At 47.7% G+C, this 20,019-nt stretch carries 15 protein-coding genes; 1 reads left to right on the plus strand and 14 read right to left on the minus strand.

Going from position 1 to position 20,019, the window contains the following annotated elements; all coding sequences use genetic code 11:
* Positions 1–5: 5 nt before the first annotated feature.
* The 7 genes from EDM59_RS19470 to EDM59_RS19500 form a co-directional block, all read right to left on the minus strand.
* Positions 6–785 carry a 2-keto-4-pentenoate hydratase gene (locus tag EDM59_RS19470; RefSeq protein ID WP_122925138.1) on the minus strand — a complete coding sequence of 260 codons (780 nt, stop codon included), beginning with the start codon at positions 783–785 and terminating at the stop codon, positions 6–8.
* Between the two features lie 22 nt (positions 786–807).
* The gene (locus tag EDM59_RS19475; RefSeq protein ID WP_122925139.1) at positions 808–2,259 is read right to left on the minus strand and encodes an aldehyde dehydrogenase; all 1,452 of its coding nucleotides are present in this window, start codon (positions 2,257–2,259) and stop codon (positions 808–810) included.
* Positions 2,260–2,273: 14 nt separating this feature from the next.
* The gene (locus tag EDM59_RS19480) at positions 2,274–2,735 is read right to left on the minus strand and encodes a RidA family protein (protein ID WP_122925140.1); all 462 of its coding nucleotides are present in this window, start codon (positions 2,733–2,735) and stop codon (positions 2,274–2,276) included.
* Between the two features lie 15 nt (positions 2,736–2,750).
* The gene (locus EDM59_RS19485) at positions 2,751–3,749 is read right to left on the minus strand and encodes an amidohydrolase family protein (RefSeq protein ID WP_122925141.1); all 999 of its coding nucleotides are present in this window, start codon (positions 3,747–3,749) and stop codon (positions 2,751–2,753) included.
* Positions 3,734–4,276 carry a 3-hydroxyanthranilate 3,4-dioxygenase gene (nbaC, locus tag EDM59_RS19490; protein ID WP_122925142.1) on the minus strand — a complete coding sequence of 181 codons (543 nt, stop codon included), beginning with the start codon at positions 4,274–4,276 and terminating at the stop codon, positions 3,734–3,736. Before nbaC ends, EDM59_RS19485 begins: the two co-directional genes overlap by 16 nt.
* A gap of 317 nt (positions 4,277–4,593) precedes the next feature.
* Positions 4,594–5,211, minus strand: coding sequence for a TetR/AcrR family transcriptional regulator (locus EDM59_RS19495; protein ID WP_122925143.1), 618 nt, complete (start codon positions 5,209–5,211; stop codon positions 4,594–4,596).
* Positions 5,212–5,419: 208 nt separating this feature from the next.
* Positions 5,420–6,403 (minus strand): LacI family DNA-binding transcriptional regulator, encoded by a 984-nt coding sequence (locus tag EDM59_RS19500; RefSeq protein WP_122925144.1) that lies wholly within the window; start codon positions 6,401–6,403, stop codon positions 5,420–5,422.
* 123 nt (positions 6,404–6,526) lie between these two features.
* On the opposite strand from EDM59_RS19500, the gene EDM59_RS19505 reads away from it, so the two are divergent.
* Entirely contained in the window at positions 6,527–7,159 is a 633-nt protein-coding gene (locus tag EDM59_RS19505) for a YczE/YyaS/YitT family protein (protein WP_122925145.1), read from the plus strand.
* A gap of 131 nt (positions 7,160–7,290) precedes the next feature.
* Here the strand turns inward: EDM59_RS19505 and EDM59_RS19510 are convergent, their stop codons facing one another.
* The 7 genes from EDM59_RS19510 to EDM59_RS19545 form a co-directional block, all read right to left on the minus strand.
* A complete protein-coding gene (locus EDM59_RS19510; protein ID WP_122925146.1) occupies positions 7,291–10,500 on the minus strand; it encodes an SMC family protein in 3,210 nt (1,069 codons plus the stop codon).
* A complete protein-coding gene (locus tag EDM59_RS19515; protein ID WP_122925147.1) occupies positions 10,497–11,195 on the minus strand; it encodes a hypothetical protein in 699 nt (232 codons plus the stop codon). The genes EDM59_RS19510 and EDM59_RS19515 overlap by 4 nt, the downstream gene beginning before the upstream one ends.
* A complete protein-coding gene (locus tag EDM59_RS19520; RefSeq protein ID WP_122925148.1) occupies positions 11,152–12,558 on the minus strand; it encodes a hypothetical protein in 1,407 nt (468 codons plus the stop codon). Before EDM59_RS19520 ends, EDM59_RS19515 begins: the two co-directional genes overlap by 44 nt.
* Positions 12,534–13,859, minus strand: a complete 1,326-nt coding sequence (locus EDM59_RS19525; RefSeq protein WP_122925149.1) for a DUF2399 domain-containing protein — start codon at positions 13,857–13,859, stop codon at positions 12,534–12,536. Before EDM59_RS19525 ends, EDM59_RS19520 begins: the two co-directional genes overlap by 25 nt.
* Before the next feature lie 303 nt (positions 13,860–14,162).
* Positions 14,163–16,118, minus strand: coding sequence for an elongation factor G (locus EDM59_RS19530; RefSeq protein WP_122925150.1), 1,956 nt, complete (start codon positions 16,116–16,118; stop codon positions 14,163–14,165).
* A gap of 223 nt (positions 16,119–16,341) precedes the next feature.
* Positions 16,342–17,049, minus strand: a complete 708-nt coding sequence (locus tag EDM59_RS19540) for a DNA alkylation repair protein (protein WP_122925152.1) — start codon at positions 17,047–17,049, stop codon at positions 16,342–16,344.
* A 256-nt stretch (positions 17,050–17,305) separates the two neighbouring features.
* On the minus strand, positions 17,306–19,981 hold the full coding sequence (locus EDM59_RS19545; RefSeq protein ID WP_122925153.1) for a response regulator: 2,676 nt from the start codon (positions 19,979–19,981) through the stop codon (positions 17,306–17,308).
* Positions 19,982–20,019: the final 38 nt, after the last annotated feature.

Here is a 20,019-nt window from a genome sequence, read left to right on the forward strand (position 1 = left end):
CCTCTCTACAGAAACGTCACGGAAACAGAGCCCAACGCACCGAATCTGGCTGTCACTCGATCACCCGAGCATACTGCTACTGCGCCACTCAGTGCACCCGGCAAAATCAGCTCTCCTGCCTTCAAGCTGATGCCAAACGCATGCAGCTTGTTCGCAAGCCACGCCACCGCATGGGCGGGATGACCGATAGCGGCAGCACCTGCCCCTGTTCCGACTTCCTCGTCATTTTTGTAGAGCGCCATGCCGACAGTACGCAAATCAAGTCCATCCAGCCGAGTATGCTGATCGCCCACCACGACTCGTGCGGAGGACCCGTTATCTGCCACCGTATCGACCAGCTTGATTTTCCAGTCTGCGATGCGGCTATCGATGATTTCCAGAGTGGGGACGACGTACTCTGTCGCCATCAGTACATCGAGGTAATTGATATTCGGGCCAACCAGATCAGCTCCCAGGACAAACCCGATTTCTGCCTCTACTTTCGGGAGAAGCAGCCCGTTTGTTTGAACGGACCCGTTATTGGCTACGGCCATATCGTCGAGCAGATGCCCGTAGTCCGGCTCGCAGACCCCCAGCATTTGCTGCATCGCTTTACTGGTCAGCCCTACCTTTTTCCCGATGACTGTTCTGCCTGCAGCCAGCTTGGACTCCATGATTTTCAGCTGGATTTGATAGGCGTCCGTATCTGTCAGCTCCGAATAGCGCTCCGTGATGGGCGCTACCGGCTGGCAGGATTTCTCCGCCGTGAGCAGCTCATCGGCTAACTGATTGATGATGTGTTCCATCTGTTGTCCGTTCCCTCCTTGCTTACAGCTTCATCGTGATCGTCTTGGCTTCCGTGTAGAAATCGAAGCTGTGACGACCGCCTTCCCTTCCAATTCCACTCGCTTTCGAGCCGCCAAATGGCGTACGCAAATCGCGAACGTACCAGCAATTGATCCACAGCAGTCCGGAATTGACGCTCGCTGCCACCCGATGGGCACGGCGCAGATCGTTCGTCCAGACCACGCCAGCCAAACCGTAAATGGAGTCGTTTGCGATGCGAATCGCGTCTTCTTCCGTCTTGAACGGGATCACCACCAGCACGGGCCCGAAAATCTCCTCCTGGGCGACTCTCATTTTGTTTTCGACGTCGTAGAGCACGGTCGGTTCGTAGTAGTTGCCTTTCGCTAGGCCCGCTACCCGTTTGCCTCCGCAAGCCAGCTTCGCCCCTTCCGCCAATCCGATCTGGACGTACTCCTCGACCGTTTCCAGATGGCTTTTCGATACAAGTGCTCCCATGTCTGTGTCCACATCGAGTGGATCGCCCACCTTGATCTGCTTAACCGCAGCTGCGAACTTGCCCAGGAACTGTTCGTAGACCGACTCCTGTACCAGAAGCCTCGAGCCTGCCAGACAAATCTCGCCCTGGTTGCGGAAAATGGCTTCCAGTGATCCTTTTACCGCTTCATCCAAATCCGCGTCTTCAAAGACGATGTTGGCTGACTTGCCTCCCAGCTCCAGCGATACGGGAATGAGCTGCTCAGCGGCATTTTTCATGATTGTCTTGCCCGTCGTCGTTTCCCCTACAAACGAGATTCTGCGCACATGCGGGTGAGTGGTCATGGCTGTACCTACTGTCCCCCCAGGCCCCGTCAAAATATTCAGAACTCCAGGTGGCAGACCTGCCTCGTTGGCAATCTCCCCAAGCATGAGGGCGCTGAGCGGTGTGTAGGAAGCTGGCTTTACCACAACCGTATTGCCTGCGGCCAATGCGGCAGACGCTTTCCAGGTCATTTGCATAAAGGGCAGATTCCACGGGATAATCAGGCTCGTCACCCCTGCCGGCGCGTATTTGGCATAGGACATGTAGCTGTGTTTATCGTAGTGCTCGTGGTGGACGTACTTGGCCATTTCTGCAAAGAAGCGCAGGTTTTGTGCAGCGCGCGGGATATCAAAGCCCAGGCTTTCCTTGATCGGCTTGCCTACATCCATCGTTTCGACTGTGGCTAGTTCCTGCACGCGGTCCATAATCAGATCAGACATCCGGCACAAAATGTCGGAGCGCTCCTCTACGGACTTCTTGCTCCATACGCCGCTCTCAAAAGCAGCCTGTGCGATCTCGATCGTGCGGTTTGTATCTCTCTCATCTGCGCACGCGACCGTCGCCAGCTTTTCGTTGGTAGCGGGGTTGATCGAATCAAACGTCTTGCCCGAGTTTGCGTCCACGTACTCCCCATTGATAAACAGTTTGGCGTCTCTTATTTGAATGCCGTTCATAATAACCCCCCTGCCTACTCCTCGATCTCCACTATCATCTCTATCTCTATAGCCGTATTGTTGGGAAGCTGCGCCATCCCGACTGCCGATCGCCCGTGCTTTCCCTTTTCTCCAAAGACCTGCACCAGCAAGTCAGAGGCACCGTTCATCACTTTGGGCTGTTCGGTAAATTCTTCTGTAGAATTGACGAAGCCCAATATTTTCACCACTCGCTTTACTTTGCCGAGCTCCCCTAGTTCTGCTTTTACCGCGCTCAAGAGGTTCAGCATCGACTGTCGGGCAGCGAGATAGCCTTCCTCTACCGTCAGATCGCGTCCCAGCTTCCCTCTGTATTGATCTACTCCCTGTCCCGCTGTAAACAGGAGATTGCCTGCGCGCACACTGGCGACGTAGTTCCCAACCGCCGTACGCAGCTGCGGCAATTCCAGATTCAGCTCCTGCAGCCTTTGTTCCGGAGTCACTGTTCCTTCTGCCATTTGTCTGTGCTCCTCTCAACGTGTCGCCTTCAGAAATTCAAGTGCGTTTGCGCCGAGCATCGCCTGCTTCTGTTCCTCGGTCAATGCAGCTGTCGCGCGAATGACTTTGCCTGGCGGGATTTCTTGCAGCAAAAACGGATAGTCGGTCCCCATCACAATCTTGTCGTGCCCGAACCGCTCTACCAGCAGCATGAGGTTCAACGGATCATAGTTAAGAGAGTCAAAATAGAAGTTTTTCGCGTAGTAGCTCGGAGGCTGCTCAGTGACACGAAGATGCGGCCACACGCTCCAGCCTTGATCCAGCCGAGGCAAGATGTACGGGAACGAGCCTCCCCCATGCGCAAAGCAAATCTTCAATCCCGGAAACTTCTCCATCACCCCGCCACTTGTCAGGCTGGCAGCAGCAAGTGCCGTTTCGCTCGGCATTCCCACGGTGTACATGAAGTTGTGACGCGGCATTCTCTCGCGCCCCAGCGTCTCCCACGGATGGACAAATAGCGGAACCTCCCACTTCTCGCACATCTCAAAAAACGGCAGGAGGTCTGGAGCGTCCAGATTTTGTCCATTCACATTTGTCCCGATCTCTATGCCTGTAAGCCCAAGCTCGTGGATGCAGCGGTCCATCTCGCGGATCGATGACTCCACATCCTGCAAAGGAACCGTTCCGAGGCCGATGAAGCGGTCTGGGTATGTACGGACCGTATCTGCGATAAAGTCATTTTGCAGTCGAGCCATCGCTTCCGCTGCTTCAGCAGGCGCCCAGTACGAGAAGGTCACTGGAATGGGTGACAAGACTTGCCGATCCACTCCATCTCGCGCCATGTCCTCGATTCGTCTTTTCGGGTCCCAGCATTGGTCTGTGATTTCCCGAAACAGCTTGCCGCCTACCATGATGTTTGCCCCGCACGAGCAGGTGCGCTCCATAACAGGCCAGCGATCTCCACCAAATCTCTGCGCGAAGTCAGGCAAGTCTTCCGGGATGATATGAGTATGAAAATCTACTCGCACTTCCACTCCTCCACTTCCTCCGACATCACATGGCCGCAATTTTTGCATGTCCGGATTTCTTCGTTTGCGTTGAAGCTGTGGATCGCTCCTTTGACCTCTGTTTCAATATCGTTTAGCTGAACGGTCACCCGGTGCATCTCATGGTTGCATGCGTCGCAAAACCAGAGGAAATCCTCCAGCTCACCCTGCTCCCTTTTGCGCTCGATCACAAGACCATACGTATCAGCGACGCGATGTGGAGAGTGCGGTACCATGGCCGGGAGCATGAAAACGTCTCCCTCTTTTACCGTTACGACCTCTCGCTTGCCTTCCTCCGTGATGCACTCCACGTAACAGTCACCTTTGATCTGGTAGAAAAACTCATCGGAGGGATCCACATGAAAATCACGTCTTCTGTTCGGCCCGCCCAAGATCATGGCAATAAATTCGGAATCCTCCCAGATGACCTTGTTGTTTACTGGTGGTTTTAGCAAATCCTTATTTTCGTCGATCCATTTTGTCAAATTGAATGCAGTCAGGCTTCTTGCCTTCATCTCGTATCACCCTTTTCAATTTTCTGTATTTTCTCGTAATTAGGATTATAGTGGGATTCCGACGTTGTGTCTATATTATTTTCGACTTGTTGTCGTAAATATTTTTTCTTACTTAACAAAGGATTTTTCATAAGCTACTGTCGTTTATGCTAGATGAAAAAAGTTATGTTATAGACGTAATGTCGAATTTATTTCGTGTAATCTCACGAGCATTTCCTCTCAGAATCGTGCCTTAGAAATCGAAACCTCGCCAAGCCATTTCGCGGAGTCTTATCTACAAAAAAACTCCCACTATGGGGAGCTACGACCTGGAAAAACTACCTGTAAATGGCGTCTACGTACATCGTTGTGAGTGTGTGCGCAATTTCTTCGAGCGAAACGGTGCTTTTCTGAAACACAATCTCCCACTGGTACATCTCGTTGGAAAAAAACCACGCGCGCGCTGCCACTTCGGCTTTTAAATCCGTACGTGCCAGCCCTTTCGCCTGGGAATACGTAATATCCTTGGTGATGCTTTGAATAAACCGCTGACGAATTTCCTCCCATTTTTCATTTACCGTTTGGGAGAGCCCGATGGCTTCGGAAAAGACCTTCATGATCTCTCTTTCCGTGTCGGCGATTTTTAAAAATTCGAACACCTGACTCAGAATGATTTCCTTTGCCTCTTCCTTTGAGGTAGGGAAAAAAGGCGTATGGGCGATATCGAAAAACTTGTTCATCACATCTTCCATCAAGATGATGAGCAGATCGTCTTTTCCCTTAAAATGACCGTAGGCGGTGCCGTAACCCGTTTTGGCATGCTCGATGATTTGCTTGATCGTTGTCTGTTGAAAGCCTTCCCGTAAAAAAACGTGATGCGCCGCGTTGATGATTTTGTTTCGCGTTTTCATCGAGCGCAAATGTCTTCCGTCCTCGATGTTGTTCTGTTGTCTCATGTCATTTCCCACCTACCACCTGCAAGGCATTTTTTATCGGATCCCACTCGTTTTCTCAGATTCATATTACCACACTCGTTTGCCAACCGGTAAAGCCGTCCTTTTCCCCATTAGAACGCTGCAGCCATAAAAGGTCAAGAAGTTTAATCAAATGAAAAACACCCGAAGGATCGTCTCTCGCAATCGTTCGGGTCTGTGCAGACAATTTTTACGTCGAATTTCTCTCTACCAAAACCGGCAGCAGTACCTGCTCTTCTTTCTCCCATACTTTTCCCTGGTTGACGATCCGCTCGTGCAGCATTTCAAATGCGTACCTGCCCATTCGATTACTGGAGCTGGAAACGGTCGTGATCTCCAGCAGCTCTCCGATCGGTTGATCATCACAGCCGATGATCGCGATGTCTTGGGGTATGTTCAGGCCCAGCCTGCTCGCCTCTTTATACAGCCCAGCTGCGATGTGATTACAGGAGACGATCATCGCGGTCGGCCGATTCTCCAGCTGCATGAGCTTGCTGGCTACCTCCATCCCGTCTTGGATCGTCACGCAATCCTCAAAGGCCCACTCAGGGGCTGGAGTCATGCCAACCGAGCGCAGCTTTTCCTCATACGCACGCTTGCGATGCTGGCTGTTGAAGCTGTTTTTTCGTCCCAGGCAGTACCCGATCCGGCGATGCCCCTTCTGGATCAGATACTCCATTCCGATGAGAAACGTCTGGTAGTGGTCGATATGCACGCTCGAGACTGTCGTCGTATCATTGGCTTCGCAGGTAATGATCGGCCCGTATTCCGCATACTCCGTGAGCGTATCGCAGGAATTGGCCCGGGAAAACATGATCAAGCCGTCGATTTTTTTGTTGGCCAGCAGCTGCAAAATGCTGCGCTCATGTTCAAGACTGTTGTTCGTTTGGCATACCATCAGCTTGTAATCGTGATGGGCTGCTTCCGCCGCGATTCCCTCGAGAATGGTACTGTAATACTGGTTGTTCACCATCGGGAGCGTCACGCCAAGCACCTTCGTTTTTCCCGTCGAGAGGTGAACCGCGTTACTGTTTTGTACGTAATTGTGCTCCTCGATAATCTGGAGGACTTTTGCTCGTTTTTGTTCGTTTACGTATTTGTGGTTGTTTAGTACACGTGAAACCGTAGAAACCGAAACACCGGCCAATTTCGCAATTTCTTTTATATTAGGCACTCGGATAACCCCTCTAAATGATCTTTCATCAAGTTTTATCACCATCAAAGCATATTCTGCTTGCTCTGAAAAGCGTTTCACATCGTATGCTCGCCTTATGTAGAAGGAAAGGAGTCTTAGATTGTGATTCGCTTAAAATTTGAATACGTTTTGTTTCTAGTCGGCTTGCTGGTTTTGGCGCTCGGTATCAACATGATGACGACCATTACCTCCTTTGGCCTGAGCCCTTACGATTCGCTCTTTATTGCCCTCTTTCAAAACTTCGGGATCTCCATCGGCTTCTGGATGTTTGCCATTAACTTTACCTTTGTTTGCATCGTCTTTTTCATGGATCGCAGCTATATTACGGTGGGGTCCCTTTTGGTGATGATTTTGATTTCTGTCTTTGTCGATCTGATCGGGTCGATCGATACGCTCATGGACGGCATCCGCACGTTGCCGCCGCTTCTGACGATGGCGCTCGGGAACATCTGCATCGGCAGCGGTATTGGGCTGTATGTATGTACACAGGTGTGTACTGCTCCACAGGAATCCTTTGTGCTCGTCATGTCGAACCGATTGAAATGGACATTTCGACGGACGGAAATTTTGCTGGCTTGCCTGTTTTTGAGCGCTAGCTTTCTGTTAGATGGTCCGATTTATTATGGAACGATCGTCCTATCCTTTACCACAGGGTACATTATTCAAGCAGCCATCAATGTCGGGAATAAGCTGCTTCAGCGGGTAAATGGCGTAAAGGAAGCGCAGGCAGCGTAAAGGCTGGACAGGAATTCTAAAAACAACGGAAAAGAGCCCAAGCGATTGAAATAGAGATCGCTTGGGCTCTTTGTGTACGTTTTCCTATCCAACTGGATTTTCTCGCTAAATTTTGTACATAGCCAAAGCAATTAGACTCCCTCTACTTTTGCAATTCCTATTACTTTACTTCTTGTTTCAATCGGATCATGGTGTACAACAAATGCCTTCGAAAAACGATTCATATACGATTGTTCATGTGACTTTGGAGTCAAAACGATCATTTTCCTTCCCAGTTCATGAACGTACAAATCAAAAACCTTTGATTTTCGATTTTCGTCAAGCGCACTGTCAAATTCATCGAGAACAATGAATCCCGGAGCTGTTTGGATATTTTGCAGCAGCGCTAGAGCAAATAAAAGGGAGCTGAGCGATTCTTCTCCTCCCGATACTCCTTTTCCTACTTTCCCGCCACGTGCTTTGATGCTGACATCCTCCATAGATCCGCGATGCCCTTCCTTCCGAACCTTTATATAAAGTTTGAAATGGACACGCTTTTTATGGTCCTCATAAGATTCCCAGTTGATGTCCCCTTCAAATTGGAAATGGCCCAAGTACGTCTTGAAGCGCTGCTGGATTTCCAAAACACGCATGTTTATCGTCGTTTCCATTTTATCGCGGAGTTGTTCGGCTCGTTCCTTGTCTTGTTCAAGCAATATGCTCGTCCGCTTGAATTCGCTGTCCAGTCGATCAAATTCGTTTTTGGCTGTCTCATAATTTGCAGGTGCTGCCGGATCGATACCGTCTTCCATCCTGGCTTGATTCCAGATTACCTTTCCTCTTTCTCGGTCATTTTGCCATTGCTGAAAGGATCCCACCCTTCCCTCGGAGTTATCCGTTAATACCAGGGAATACACATCCGGCATCAATTCCTTCATATCGGTTACTTCTTTGATGATTTGAACAAGCTCTCCTTCCGCCAGCTCTTTTTCATGCTCGCAGTTTACCTTTTGCTTCTTTCTCGAGCGTAGTCCCATGTCGATACTTTCCAGATCGTCGGACATTTTTCTGATTTTACGTTCGGTCTGTTTGAGCTTCGTGTCTAAAAGCTCGATTTCTTGCTCCAGCTTTGCAGACTTGTCATTTTCCTTCTTCTTTTGTTCCCTTTTCGCATCCGCTTGCTTGTCGAGTTCGTTTCGTTCCTCGTATTTATCTTTCAACTTCCCGAGTTCCTTGTAGAACTGTTCTTCTTCGAGTAATTGCTCCTCCAAAACGCCATGCTTGTACTGAAGGCGCGTGTAAACTCCTATCTCTGATTCCAACCGCTCTATTTCCTGCCTGAGTGTCTCTTCGTTGCTTAGTTCCTCCTTCCATTTCTTCCTCCATGCAGTCCGCTCATACTGCTTTGTCATGAAGGCTTCCGATTCCCTGACTTGATGGACAATGCTATTTAGCTCCTGCAAAGTCCTCGTATCAGCCAGAATCTGCTCCTCCAACCATGACAGCTTCTGTGAAAGCTGTCCGATCATCCTGTGTACTTCCTGTTTTCGGACATACAAAGCTTTTGCGCTCAGGATGAACCTTTCCTTTTCTTGCGGCCCTCGCATCCCTAACGAATCGATCAAGATCCCGTTTTGAATGGAAATCCTTTCACCCTTGAAACATTGCTCAACCCACCAGAGCGCTTTGATTGCATGCGGAATCTCTTCCTCCGTCAGACCTTCCCTGACCCGAATGCGAAGATCAGGAAGCTCCGTAACAGAACGGTCCGGCACAAGCTTCATCAAAGGCACATGGTACAGATCATTGGGCGGATTCACATCGACTCCGTTGAAAAACACCGTGTACTTGATCGCCTGAAGCAGTTGCTCGTCTTGCAGTTTTGCTGTTTCGGTCATTTCAATGAGCTCACGCAAAGGGTATGCCTTCACTTGTCTTGACCGAAACCATTTCATTGATTCCGCTTGACGGGCAGACAAATCGCGGCCTTCTTCAAGTAGCACCTGTTCCTCTTTTAGCTGACGCAATTCTTGGGACATGCTCCTTTTGCTCTCTTTATTCTCGTCGATCGTTTGTTCAAGAGCATCCATTCGTGCCTGGACCATATGGCTGCTTTTATACTCCCGAAGCCTTTCCTGATGCATAGCTTCCTGCTTCTCGGCAGACATCACTTTTTCTTTCAGTTCCGCAATTTGTTCTACTGTTTTCCGCCAGGTCTGCTTTTTCTCTTCTATCGCAGTCTTTACGTGATCATAAGCCTTGTTCGTTTCCTCTTTTTCTAACCTTAGCTTTTGCAGGGCAGCTTTGACTTCTTCTTCTGATCTCGTAATTTTGCTCTTGCGTTCGGTAATATCCCTCAGCTCTTTATCCAGCTCTGTCATTCGCTCCAGAATCGAACGGAGTTCCGTCTCGACATGGTCAATATTTTTTCTCGTCTCTTCCATCCATTCTTCTTTTGACACAATCTCTTGGTTGATAGCATTCATACTTTCTGCGGCACTTTCTTTTTGACTTATCTTTAATGCTTGTTCTTCGCCCATTTCTTCCATTTCTGCTTCCAACTGCTGCACAATAGCAAGCAACCTATCCTTCTCCCTGTAAAAATGGCGCTCTAACCGCAGCAACGACCGAATATACAGCTCTCCTCCTTCGCGCAGCCTATTTTGATTGTCCACATACCGGTCGAGAGCCACTTTTTTCATCGACAGCTCTTGTTTCATTCTCTTTACATTCAATTCAGAAGACCCCAGCGTTTCCTCCGTCTCCTTCAGTTTTTCCATGCTCTCTTCCCAGTCTCGTTGAACCTTGTCAATCCCATGCATTTCACTAAAAATACGAAAGCGTTCCTCCGGGTGCATAACCGCGAATTGATTGACCTCCTGCTGATACCAAATCAAGTAGAATAAATCCGGGTCTATTTTGTATTTATACTGCAGGTCTTTTTTGTAAGCCGTAAAATTGTAATAGCGATCCCCTGACGTGTACGAAACCGTTTCTTCCCATTGATCGATATGATCTCCTTTTGAAATCAAAAATTCCTTTTTAACAGGCTGACCCGGTTCTTGGACCATGTAAAGAGTAAATTCGATAAAGGAGGGAGCATCAATCTTCATCAAGCCATCGTTTTTAAAGAGAAAGGTTATTTTCGCTCTCCATGTTTCATTAGCCTGCAAATTGCGGGATCTCAGTCCCTCTGCATCTACTTTAGATGAATACAGGACCGCTCCCATGCAAAAGGAAATGGTGGATTTCCCTGCTCCATTCGGCCCTGTAATTAATATGTGACTATCAAAACCGGATAAATCCAGCGGGGTTGGCGGGTAATCTCTTACCCCAGAAAAAGTAAGCCTCCACGGAATCATTCCTGTTCTCCTTTCGGGTAAAGATTATAGCGCCGGAAAAACTTTAAAACTTCTTCTTTGTTCAGCTGGTGCGATTGGCTGAACTCGACTGTACGACGCAAAAAGGAATCAGAGAATAGGTTCGCCCCTATAGCCGTAAGCTGGTATGCCTTTTCCTGAGAATTGGTGTCGTACTCTTCAATTGCCCCGATCTTTTTCAATGGATCAATGTTCAATAAGATTCGCTGGTTCGCTTTGGTAGTTTCATGCCCCAAAGCGTTCAACAGCTGATCAAACAAAGTAAACTCATGCTGCAATACTTCCTGTTGATAAAACATGTAGAGGAGAATCGCCAAGCTTTCTTTTGTCAACGTGTTGCGAGCCGCTCGTGCTGGTACCCGCATTAACGCAACAACTTGATCGCGCTTCTCGTCATAAATCACTCGAAAATACCGACTAACCGCTTGGTTAAGTCTGGTTAAAAAGGAGTGAAATTTTTCCCCGTCATCTTGGATTTGCAGCTGCTTTTCCACTTCTTTTCGAGAAATACCAAAATTTCCGGATCGAATGGAGGCAGAGGAAGAGAAGAGGATGTTCATAAAGGTTAGCTCTTCAGCCTCTGTTAGAACGCCTTTTATTGACTGCATGACATTTAGTGGATTTACATTGATTTCAGCTCTTACTTCGCTTTCGGATGATATTGGCTCGATCTTCATGATTCATCCACTCCCATTTTCTTTCATACTCACGTAATCCTGTCTCTTCTGTTTTGGTGATTGTCATTTTTTTATTACCGACTAATGCAGAAATCGCAGTAAGAGCATTCACAGCATCGCTCCACTCGTCGGTCGTTGCTTCTATAACCACCTGTTCAATCAGTGCTTCTTCATGATTGGCCATATAAGACTCGATCTGCTCCGTTTCGATCATGGCTTTTGTGAGCATCCATTTCGAATCTCCCAGCAAAGCCTCCATCTCATGAATGGATATTTCTTCCACAAGAAATATCAACTCCTCTTCGACTTCGACCAGTGGTTCCACATAGGGCTCGTATGTCTCTAAATAGGAGACCGCTTCCTCAATGGCAGCAGCAGGAAGGGGCGCAGCAAACTTGACAGGAAACCACATACCGTCGACTGCCTCTTCTTCATACTGATTCTGCTCCATGAAACTTAGCATCTGATACACATTCGGCACATCCGATTCAAGCGGAGGATCAAACATTTGTATGATAAACTCGCGCACTTTTTCTGGTTGGATGGAGGAGGTCAATGGCGTTTTTTGCATATGAGTAAACTTCAAGTACTTGTTAATCATTCCTAGGCTTAGATTGGTTCCTTCTGCTAGAACGGCTGTCCCGTTTTGCATCAGGTTAGCCAAAACAATACTGTCTTCCAAGGTTTCAAATTGCCGAAGTCGTTCTTGCAGTTTTTGATCAAGCTCCTCCATTAACTGATGAATCAGCTCGAGCTGCGGGAGGGCGTTGCGGTCAGCCAGCATCTCCAGCTCACGCTCCTTCATCAGCTGAATGGCATTTTCGACATTGCGAATCATACTGGCGATCTTGTTCCCACCAGAAATCCCATGGTCGTCGTATGCTTCACTGATTTCAGCATCTCGTTTCGCCTGGAAAAGAGAACGTCCTATGTCATCACGCATGTAATAGGCCAACGAATCGTTAGCCAGGCGAATCAATGCATCCATCATCCGCTTCCCAAGATCTCTCATCTTCAACTGCCGCGACTGTTTGGAAATCCAGTTGTATTTCACCAAGATGTTAATGACCTGCTCCACACTCTTTTTAGAAGGCGGTTCTGGGTCTTTGTAACGATTTCGATAGCGGTAATAGACCGTCTCTGCATTTTCAATTGGGTCATCTAGGCCAAGAGCCTCTTCATTTAATAATTGAATGACACGTAAAAAACGCAAAATTTGACCAGGTGCGTGAAACGAAGCATGTGAACCCAATTCGCTTAATACTCCCGACAAAGACGCGATATCCCGCATTGATTGTATAATCTCAGGTCCAGACTCATCTGAATGAAAAATGGAAATCAACGGGCGATCCACTTTTTCCAATCCTCAGCACCTCCCAGAACCTGTTCCTGCTCTGTTCTATGTTGTTTCAAAAATGCTTTCATGTATTCCTCGTATTCCTCCCAGACGGTCATTACTTCAAGGTCATGCGTAATCCATTTAAAAGCTACGCGGTGCTGATCTACAGCCAAATATAGCTCCTTTGCGATTATCAAACCATCGGGATCATAGTCACACCAGATGATGATTTGCTCCGGTGCTCCGTTTTTCACCAGCTGCCGAATGCAGAGTCTGTGCGAGCTTCTGAGATGCCCATCAACACAAAGGACGAGAGAGTTTGTGTCCTGCAAAAAGCCTTGTTCGGCTGCCATTCGTGTCAGTATCGCCCGATTTTCAACCAGCCAAATTGTCGTTGCTTCCGTCGTGTACTCTTCTTCGGCAATTGCCAGATCTGTCAAAGCATGCACGGGTCCGAACCGATAAGCTGAAAACTGTCCCGCAATCATTCCGGAAAAATAAAGGGGTGTAATCTTCCCTAAGCTAGTCATTCCAAGAGAATCTGCCGGACATTGTGCCCACTCTTCTAATTGAGCAAGAAATTCATCCTTATAGGAATCAAATGCCTTCGATCCCCCAATCTCCCGATAATAATTGGCCCCAATTTCCTTCCAATCAAAATTCGCTCTTGAAAAGGCTAGACGTATGAATGCCACGATAAAGTGAAGAAAATTTATACGTTTGGAAACAGACCATCTTGCCGGAAAATGAGAGGATGACCCCAGCTCGCTATGCATTTGACCGGTTATTTCCGTAATCAGGCTGGCCAATGCGTGCAACCCCCTCTGTCTATGAACCGTATAGGGGATGTATGGGGTGTCTCCGAGGGTAGCCGCACTCTCGCCCAAGGTTCGAAGCAGCTCCTCAACCGCGTATTTTCGTTGCAGAGCTTTCTCGGATTCGTATTTGTGGAAGCGATATCCCATGCGATATTGCATCGAATCGACTGTTTTTCCATCTTTTTTAAACCGGACCTCCCTGATCACCCAGCCAAGCTCCAGCCATCGCATTGTTTTAGGTTCCCGGTCATCTAATGTAATTTTCCTTTTGGATGAGAAGAGCTTGATTAACTCTTCGTCAGGGTTCTCTGCGGAAGCATCCGGCTGGTTCGTCGATAATGTCAGCACTCCTGCTACCCGATAAGTTCGTTCCGTCCGTTTGATTATATTTACATCGATAAATGGCAATCCGGGTTGGTTGTTGCCCGTATCCATTTCGAGTTGCTCGGAGCCTTTCAGTATACTTTTTTCCATGTAGGATATGAGTAAAGGATCTAGCTTGTCCATCGTTTCCCCCTCTTCTTCTATTCCTTATAGTAACAAAACAATTCATTCCCGTTGGGTGGAATATCAGGGAATTTTATGAATACATACCCAAGCTTTTTCGACCAAGCCTTGTGAACAGGCAGTGAAGAGAAACCTCCTTTTTCCCAAATGAAAAAGACGGATCGAAACATACGTCCAGATCCGCCTGAAAAGATTCTATCTATTGATCAAAGGTTTTTAACTCTCGGTTTCGCCAAGTAGAGCAGTTTCCTACAGGTAGAAACTACTTTTCCTATTCGTAATGAATATATTTCCAACTATCTTTCAAAGCAGATGCATCTTAGCCTCTGCCTCCTCCCACGGCACCGAGTAGCCGGCCCCTTTGGCGCAGAAGATCGAGGATGATGTATAGAGAGGATCGGCGTCTTTCTGGTAGCCTTTCCGCTCGATCACTTCCTCCGCGTTATGGCAAAGATCGTAACCGCCAAACACGCAGCGGATACTGCCCCGCCCATGCGTAAAGGAGGCGAATTCGGTGCTGTAATTCATGAATGTGGACACTGGGACCCTCCCGGTAATGACTGCATGCGTATCCGACATCTGCGGTGGCTCAAACGTTCCTGCTGCCCGCTGTATATCAGACAGCACTCTTCCCATCTCGTCCATGCTCACCTTGATTTTGACGTCATAATAAGGCTCCAGCAGGAGGTTCTCCGCTTTCTCCAGTCCCTGCCGCAGCGCGCGGAAGGCAGCTTCGCGGAAGTCGCCCCCATGGGTATGCTCGTTATGCGCACGGCCTTTTAGCAATGTGATCTTCACATCGGTGACCGACATCCCGGTTAGCAGCCCATGATGCTCCCGTTCGTAGAGATGAGACTCAACCAGATTTTGGTAGCTAAAGCTAAGATCGTCCGGATGACAAACGCTCGCAAATTGGATCCCGCTGCCCCGCTCCCCCGGCTCCAGCAGAAGATGCACTTCTGCATAGTGCCGTAGCGGCTCGAAGTGTCCATACCCCGTCACCGTAGACTGGATCGTCTCTTTATACAAAATCTCTGGTTGACCGAAAGAGACTGCGAAACCGAAGCGCTCCTTCACTACCTGCTCCAACACTTCCAGCTGGATCAAGCCCATGACGCGAATGTGGATCTCTTGCAGGCTCTCTTCCCAAACGACATTCAGAGATGGATCCTCCGCATTCAGCAGGCGAAACGCCCCGAGCACTTGCTGTACGTGCAGGGAGCTGTCGAACTGTACTTTCGACTGCAGCGTAGGCTCCGTCTCGTAAGCAAATTTCTCAGAGTACAGCCCCACCCCGTGCCCAGCCTCCGCTTCAGACAAACCAGCGACTGCAAACAAATCTCCCGCGGCCACTTGCTCCACCGGCTGCGATTTCTTGCCGTTAACCAAGAGGAGTTGGGTTATCTTCTCTTCATAGGGAACCCCGCCGCTCTCGTAGCTGAGCAGCTCTCGCACCTTCAGTGTGCCACTCACCGCTTTGATGAACGTTAGCCTTTGCCCGTTTGCCGCATGCCGAATTTTATAAATGCGTCCCCCGAACGGAGCCGTTTCGTCATACGACACGGTCGTCAACAGATGCAGCTGCTCCAAAAATTCTACAACGCCCTCATCCTGCAGCGCCGAACCATAGCTGCAGGGAAAGAGACGCCCCTCTCGCACCATCCCCTGCATCGCGTCCAGCCAAAAAGCAGGGTCGTCTCGTCCCTTAAGAAACGCTTCCAGCAAAGACTCGTCCCGCTCCGCCATCATCTCCCGCAGCCCTTCATGGATGCTGCCCTCGACCAAGCTGCCCTTGATGGAACAAACATCCTCCGTCAGCTGACGGCGTATTTCTTCCTCCGTTCTGCCTGCATCCGCCCCGGTCCGATCCGTTTTGTTGATGAAGAAGAACGTCGGAATCCGATGCTTGCGCAGCAGCTGCCAGACGGTCTCCGTATGACCTTGGACACCCTCTACCGCACTGACAATCACGATGGCGTAGTCCATGACCCCAATCGCCCGCTCCATCTCGGAGGAAAAATCGACGTGTCCCGGCGTGTCGATCAGATAATAAACGTCGCCTTTGTAGTTCATGACCGCCTGATCGGCGAACACCGTAATGCCCCTAGTCCGCTCGATGTCATGGCTGTCCAAAAAAGCATCCTGATGATCCACCCGTCCCCGCGACCGGATGCTGTTCGTATGGTAGAGCAGCTGTTCCGCAAAAGTCGTCTTGCCCGCATCCACATGGGCAAACAAGCCGATTGTTAGGCGCTTCATGTTATCCCTCTTCCTTAGCTATTCTTTTATCATTAAAGCATAAGAATCGAGTCGGCAGATAGAGGTACCCTTTCTTCGTTCACGATGGAACGCTGAAGCGTCAGGGAAATGCTCAACAAAAGCCTGAAAAAAAACAGGGAAAAGAATGGAGGCAGCTGGTTTCCCGTTTCCCTCGATCTTTTCCCCGGAATGAAATTCGTCTTTGCAGCCATCCGTGCATGTATTAACACCTTACATGCTTGCGCTTGAAACCTAGCTGGTTTTTCTCTACTGCCTTTTGAATATTATCTGCAGCAGAAAGGAAGCTGCTTTTTCCCTTGATTCGTTTGCCTTCTACTGGCCCTACTGCTTTTGCCGTTTCGACCGCCAGATGATGGAGCGGCAAATAAGAGACTGCTACGGTGTAAATGAATTGATTCATCGCATACCTGACTCGCAGGGGTGCTTCGTGAATCGTGTTTTTCACCGTATCTAGCATGTCGGCCATTTTGCTTTCGGAAAACTCACTGTCCGGGCGATTTCCCAAAAGCCAGCAGTAGCAGCTCCATCCTGCGGACATTCGCAGCTCTTCGCCGCTTGCGATCCATTTATCGGCAACCTCTTGTGCAATATCCGCTTCCGCCAAGGTGACCGCAACCACATAATCGGACAGCATGTAAAAATAGGCCCCATCCATCCAGCGATCAAAATCCGCTGCAGTCATCGCCTTTGGGTCTGCGATTATCCCGGCAAAGTACATCGCGTCATAGTTCCCTGTAGCGTAAAGCTCCTCTGCCAACGGTTGATTGATCTTACTCTTTCTCACGATCGGCTTCATTTCGCCAGTAGCCACACCAAACAGCGGCTCGTGCGCGCCGTTGGCTATGTACATTTTCTTTAAGCGCTCCTTGCCGAGTGCTTCCAGCTCCTGCATGACCGTTTCTGCGTTCATGGTTTGAGCTCCTTTCTTTTTTGAAATGAAAGGTATGGAATCTCTTTATCATAGCAGGAAAAGCCATGGAAGTTAAAAAGCTGATTCTTTCTAAGAAGATGCACTTTCAATGTTAATTTACCAGTAATGCTACTGACTTTAGTGTTGGTCACGAAAAAGAGGCTTAAACTGCTTACTCTAGCTCTGTTAGCCACGATTCAATTCTTGCAACAGTCTGTCAGCCGCGAATACCAGCATCAAGGCGGTCAAGTTCGTGCTAGTATGTAACTGTCTTTACGTTTCGTAATTCACCTTCTAATTGTTTCATTTGCCGTTCTTTTGTCATTTGAATGGGGGCATATTTACTTATGCAACGGTTAACATCACTGCGGTTAACAGGTTTCACCAAATGCTCCGTACATCCCGATTTCAAGCTTTGCTGAATAGCCTCCTGCGATGAATTCGCGGTCAACGCTATCACTGGAGTTGGCGGCAGACCATGTTCCAATTCCCATTGGCGAATCGCTTCTGTTGTTTGATAACCATCCATAAATGGCATCTGAATGTCCATTAATACCAAGTCAAAACGCTTTAAACGAAATAATCTGACTGCCTCTACCCCATTCTCCGCTTCTTCGATCTTCACAGGGCTCTTTGAAAGATAAGCCTTAATCAAATTTCGATTCTCTTCCCTATCATCCACCAGTAATACTTGAACACTCGATGCTTCGATATGCTTCTTTTCCATTTTTGTGACAATCTCTACGATACTGGCAACTTCCTCAATCATGCCCATCTGAATGGTAAAGATGAATTTACTTCCCTTTCCCAGTTCACTCTCCACCATGATTTTTCCACTCATGGTCTCAATAAGATATTTAGAGATTGTTAATCCCAGTCCACTTCCTCCAAATCTTCTAGAAATGGAAGCGTCGGCTTGAATGAATTGATCAAAAATAGTTTCCCTGTGTTCAGGAGCAATTCCTATACCCGTATCCTTGATTACAAAGCCAAGTAGAACTCCTTGCTCCGTTTTTTGAACTATTCCTACTCGAATATGTATGCTTCCCTTATCCGTAAATTTGATTGCATTACCAACTAGGTTCATTAACACTTGCCGTATTCGTTTTGAATCACCAACCAAGATAGTCGGCACTTCAGGAGAAATCTCATAACTGAGCATCAAGCCTTTCTTATCCGCCAGAACAGACATTAGTTCAATAGTCTTTTCCATAAAAGCTTGAAAGTAAAATGGCTGTATTTCCAAATCAATTTTCCCGAATTCAAGTCTTGTCAAATCAAGCAGATCATTGATCAGAACAAGCAGCGTTTTCCCTGCATTTCGAGCAGCTTGAAGATATTGGCGTTGTACAGCTGTAAGAGGTGTCTCCCCTAACAGTTCCAGCATGCCTCCCGCTGAATGCAGTGGTGTACGTAATTCGTGGCTCATCATCGCCAAAAATTTAGATTTTGTTTCTGCAAGGTTTAACGCTTCATCCCTTGCCTCTTCTAGTTGCTTTTCTAATCGCACTCGCTCTGTAATCTCTGTCGCATATCCAGCAATACCCTTCACGGTCGTTTCATTCAGGTCATAAATAGGTTTTACATTTACTTGATAATACTCCTCTCCGACAACCAGCACATATTGAACCATCTCACCCTGAAAAGCTCTTTGAAGATCGCTTATATATTGACGGAAAATCGGAAGCACTCGTTCGTCATTAACAGGTGTTGCATCCATAACTGGGGTAGCACCTATATCTGAAAGAATTACCCCTTCCAAGTAGGTTACGACGATGTTACCACTAGCATCATATTTACACTTGAACAATACATCAGGCAGCATGTCCATTGTTTGTTTGAATTCTTCCGCAAGCAAAAGCCGCTTTCGTTCTAGACTCAAGGCAAGGAGCTGCCTCCTCGTGGCTGTCCGCAATAATATGAGCATGAAGATCGAGGAGATAAGCAGTAAGGAAATAATGAATAAATTCAGTTTAACTATCGTTGTCTCTAACCGCTTTTCACTCTGTACTAGCATCAACACCCGTTGGTCGGGTAAGGCTATGTAATGTTTGCGAAAGTTTTCCCCCTTGCTAGTGAAGTCATTGTTTTGATTTTCTTTTGTAGAGAGCAGTGCTAGTATTTTATCTTTGTCCTGTTCCAGAGCATACCTGTTATCCCCGTATAGTATCGGAACATCCGTTTGAGGCTCAATAATTTGGTTCCTCCTCCCTTTTAACCATGCACGAGTATTTAATACTGTGATTTCAGCTATATCATTATTATTGGTATTTAATTCCGCAATTAGGCTAGATATCCCCGTAAAGAGAATCAAACGGTCAATATTTTCTGAATGAACAAAGGTATTAATAATGAACTCTGTTTTCCCATCGTAGTAGTAAGCGTATTTATAAAATTTATCAGCATCCCAGTCAGACTTGGAAACGGGTCCAACCCAGTAGTGTCCCGATGCATATCCTTTGTCAACCGTAACCCGTCCATACGAAAACAACTGCTGAAAAGCAGTATACCAATATCCCCACGCTTTCGTATTTAATCCTATTTCTTCTTTTTCGCTTGACTGTACGATCTCGATTCCATTTTCTGTTTTGACCAATAAGGAAATGCCATAAACTCCCCATTGGTTTGCTAATTCCTTCAGTTCTTGACTACTGATTGATTGGGTCGGTCTCCCCTCCAAGTGATTGGAAACAGCTTTGGAGACAGCCTGTAACTTCAGATCAATTTCACGCTCCAGCTTTTCCGTAGCCACCTGTCTCGACTCAATCGCCTTGGTGATTACCCCCGTAGCTATACTAATTTCTTCTTCAAAATTATTATGGTACTCGCTGGTAATATATTGATACAGCACACCATAAGTAAACAATGTGATGATCGATATGATTATCCCTGACCGTATGAGAAATTGACGTAATACAGTATTGGACTTCATTCATCCTTACCCCTTATAGTCGAGATGCTTGTCTAAAA

Origin of the sequence: Brevibacillus nitrificans (assembly GCF_003710965.1) — a bacterium.
In the GTDB taxonomy this organism is placed as follows: domain Bacteria; phylum Bacillota; class Bacilli; order Brevibacillales; family Brevibacillaceae; genus Brevibacillus; species Brevibacillus centrosporus.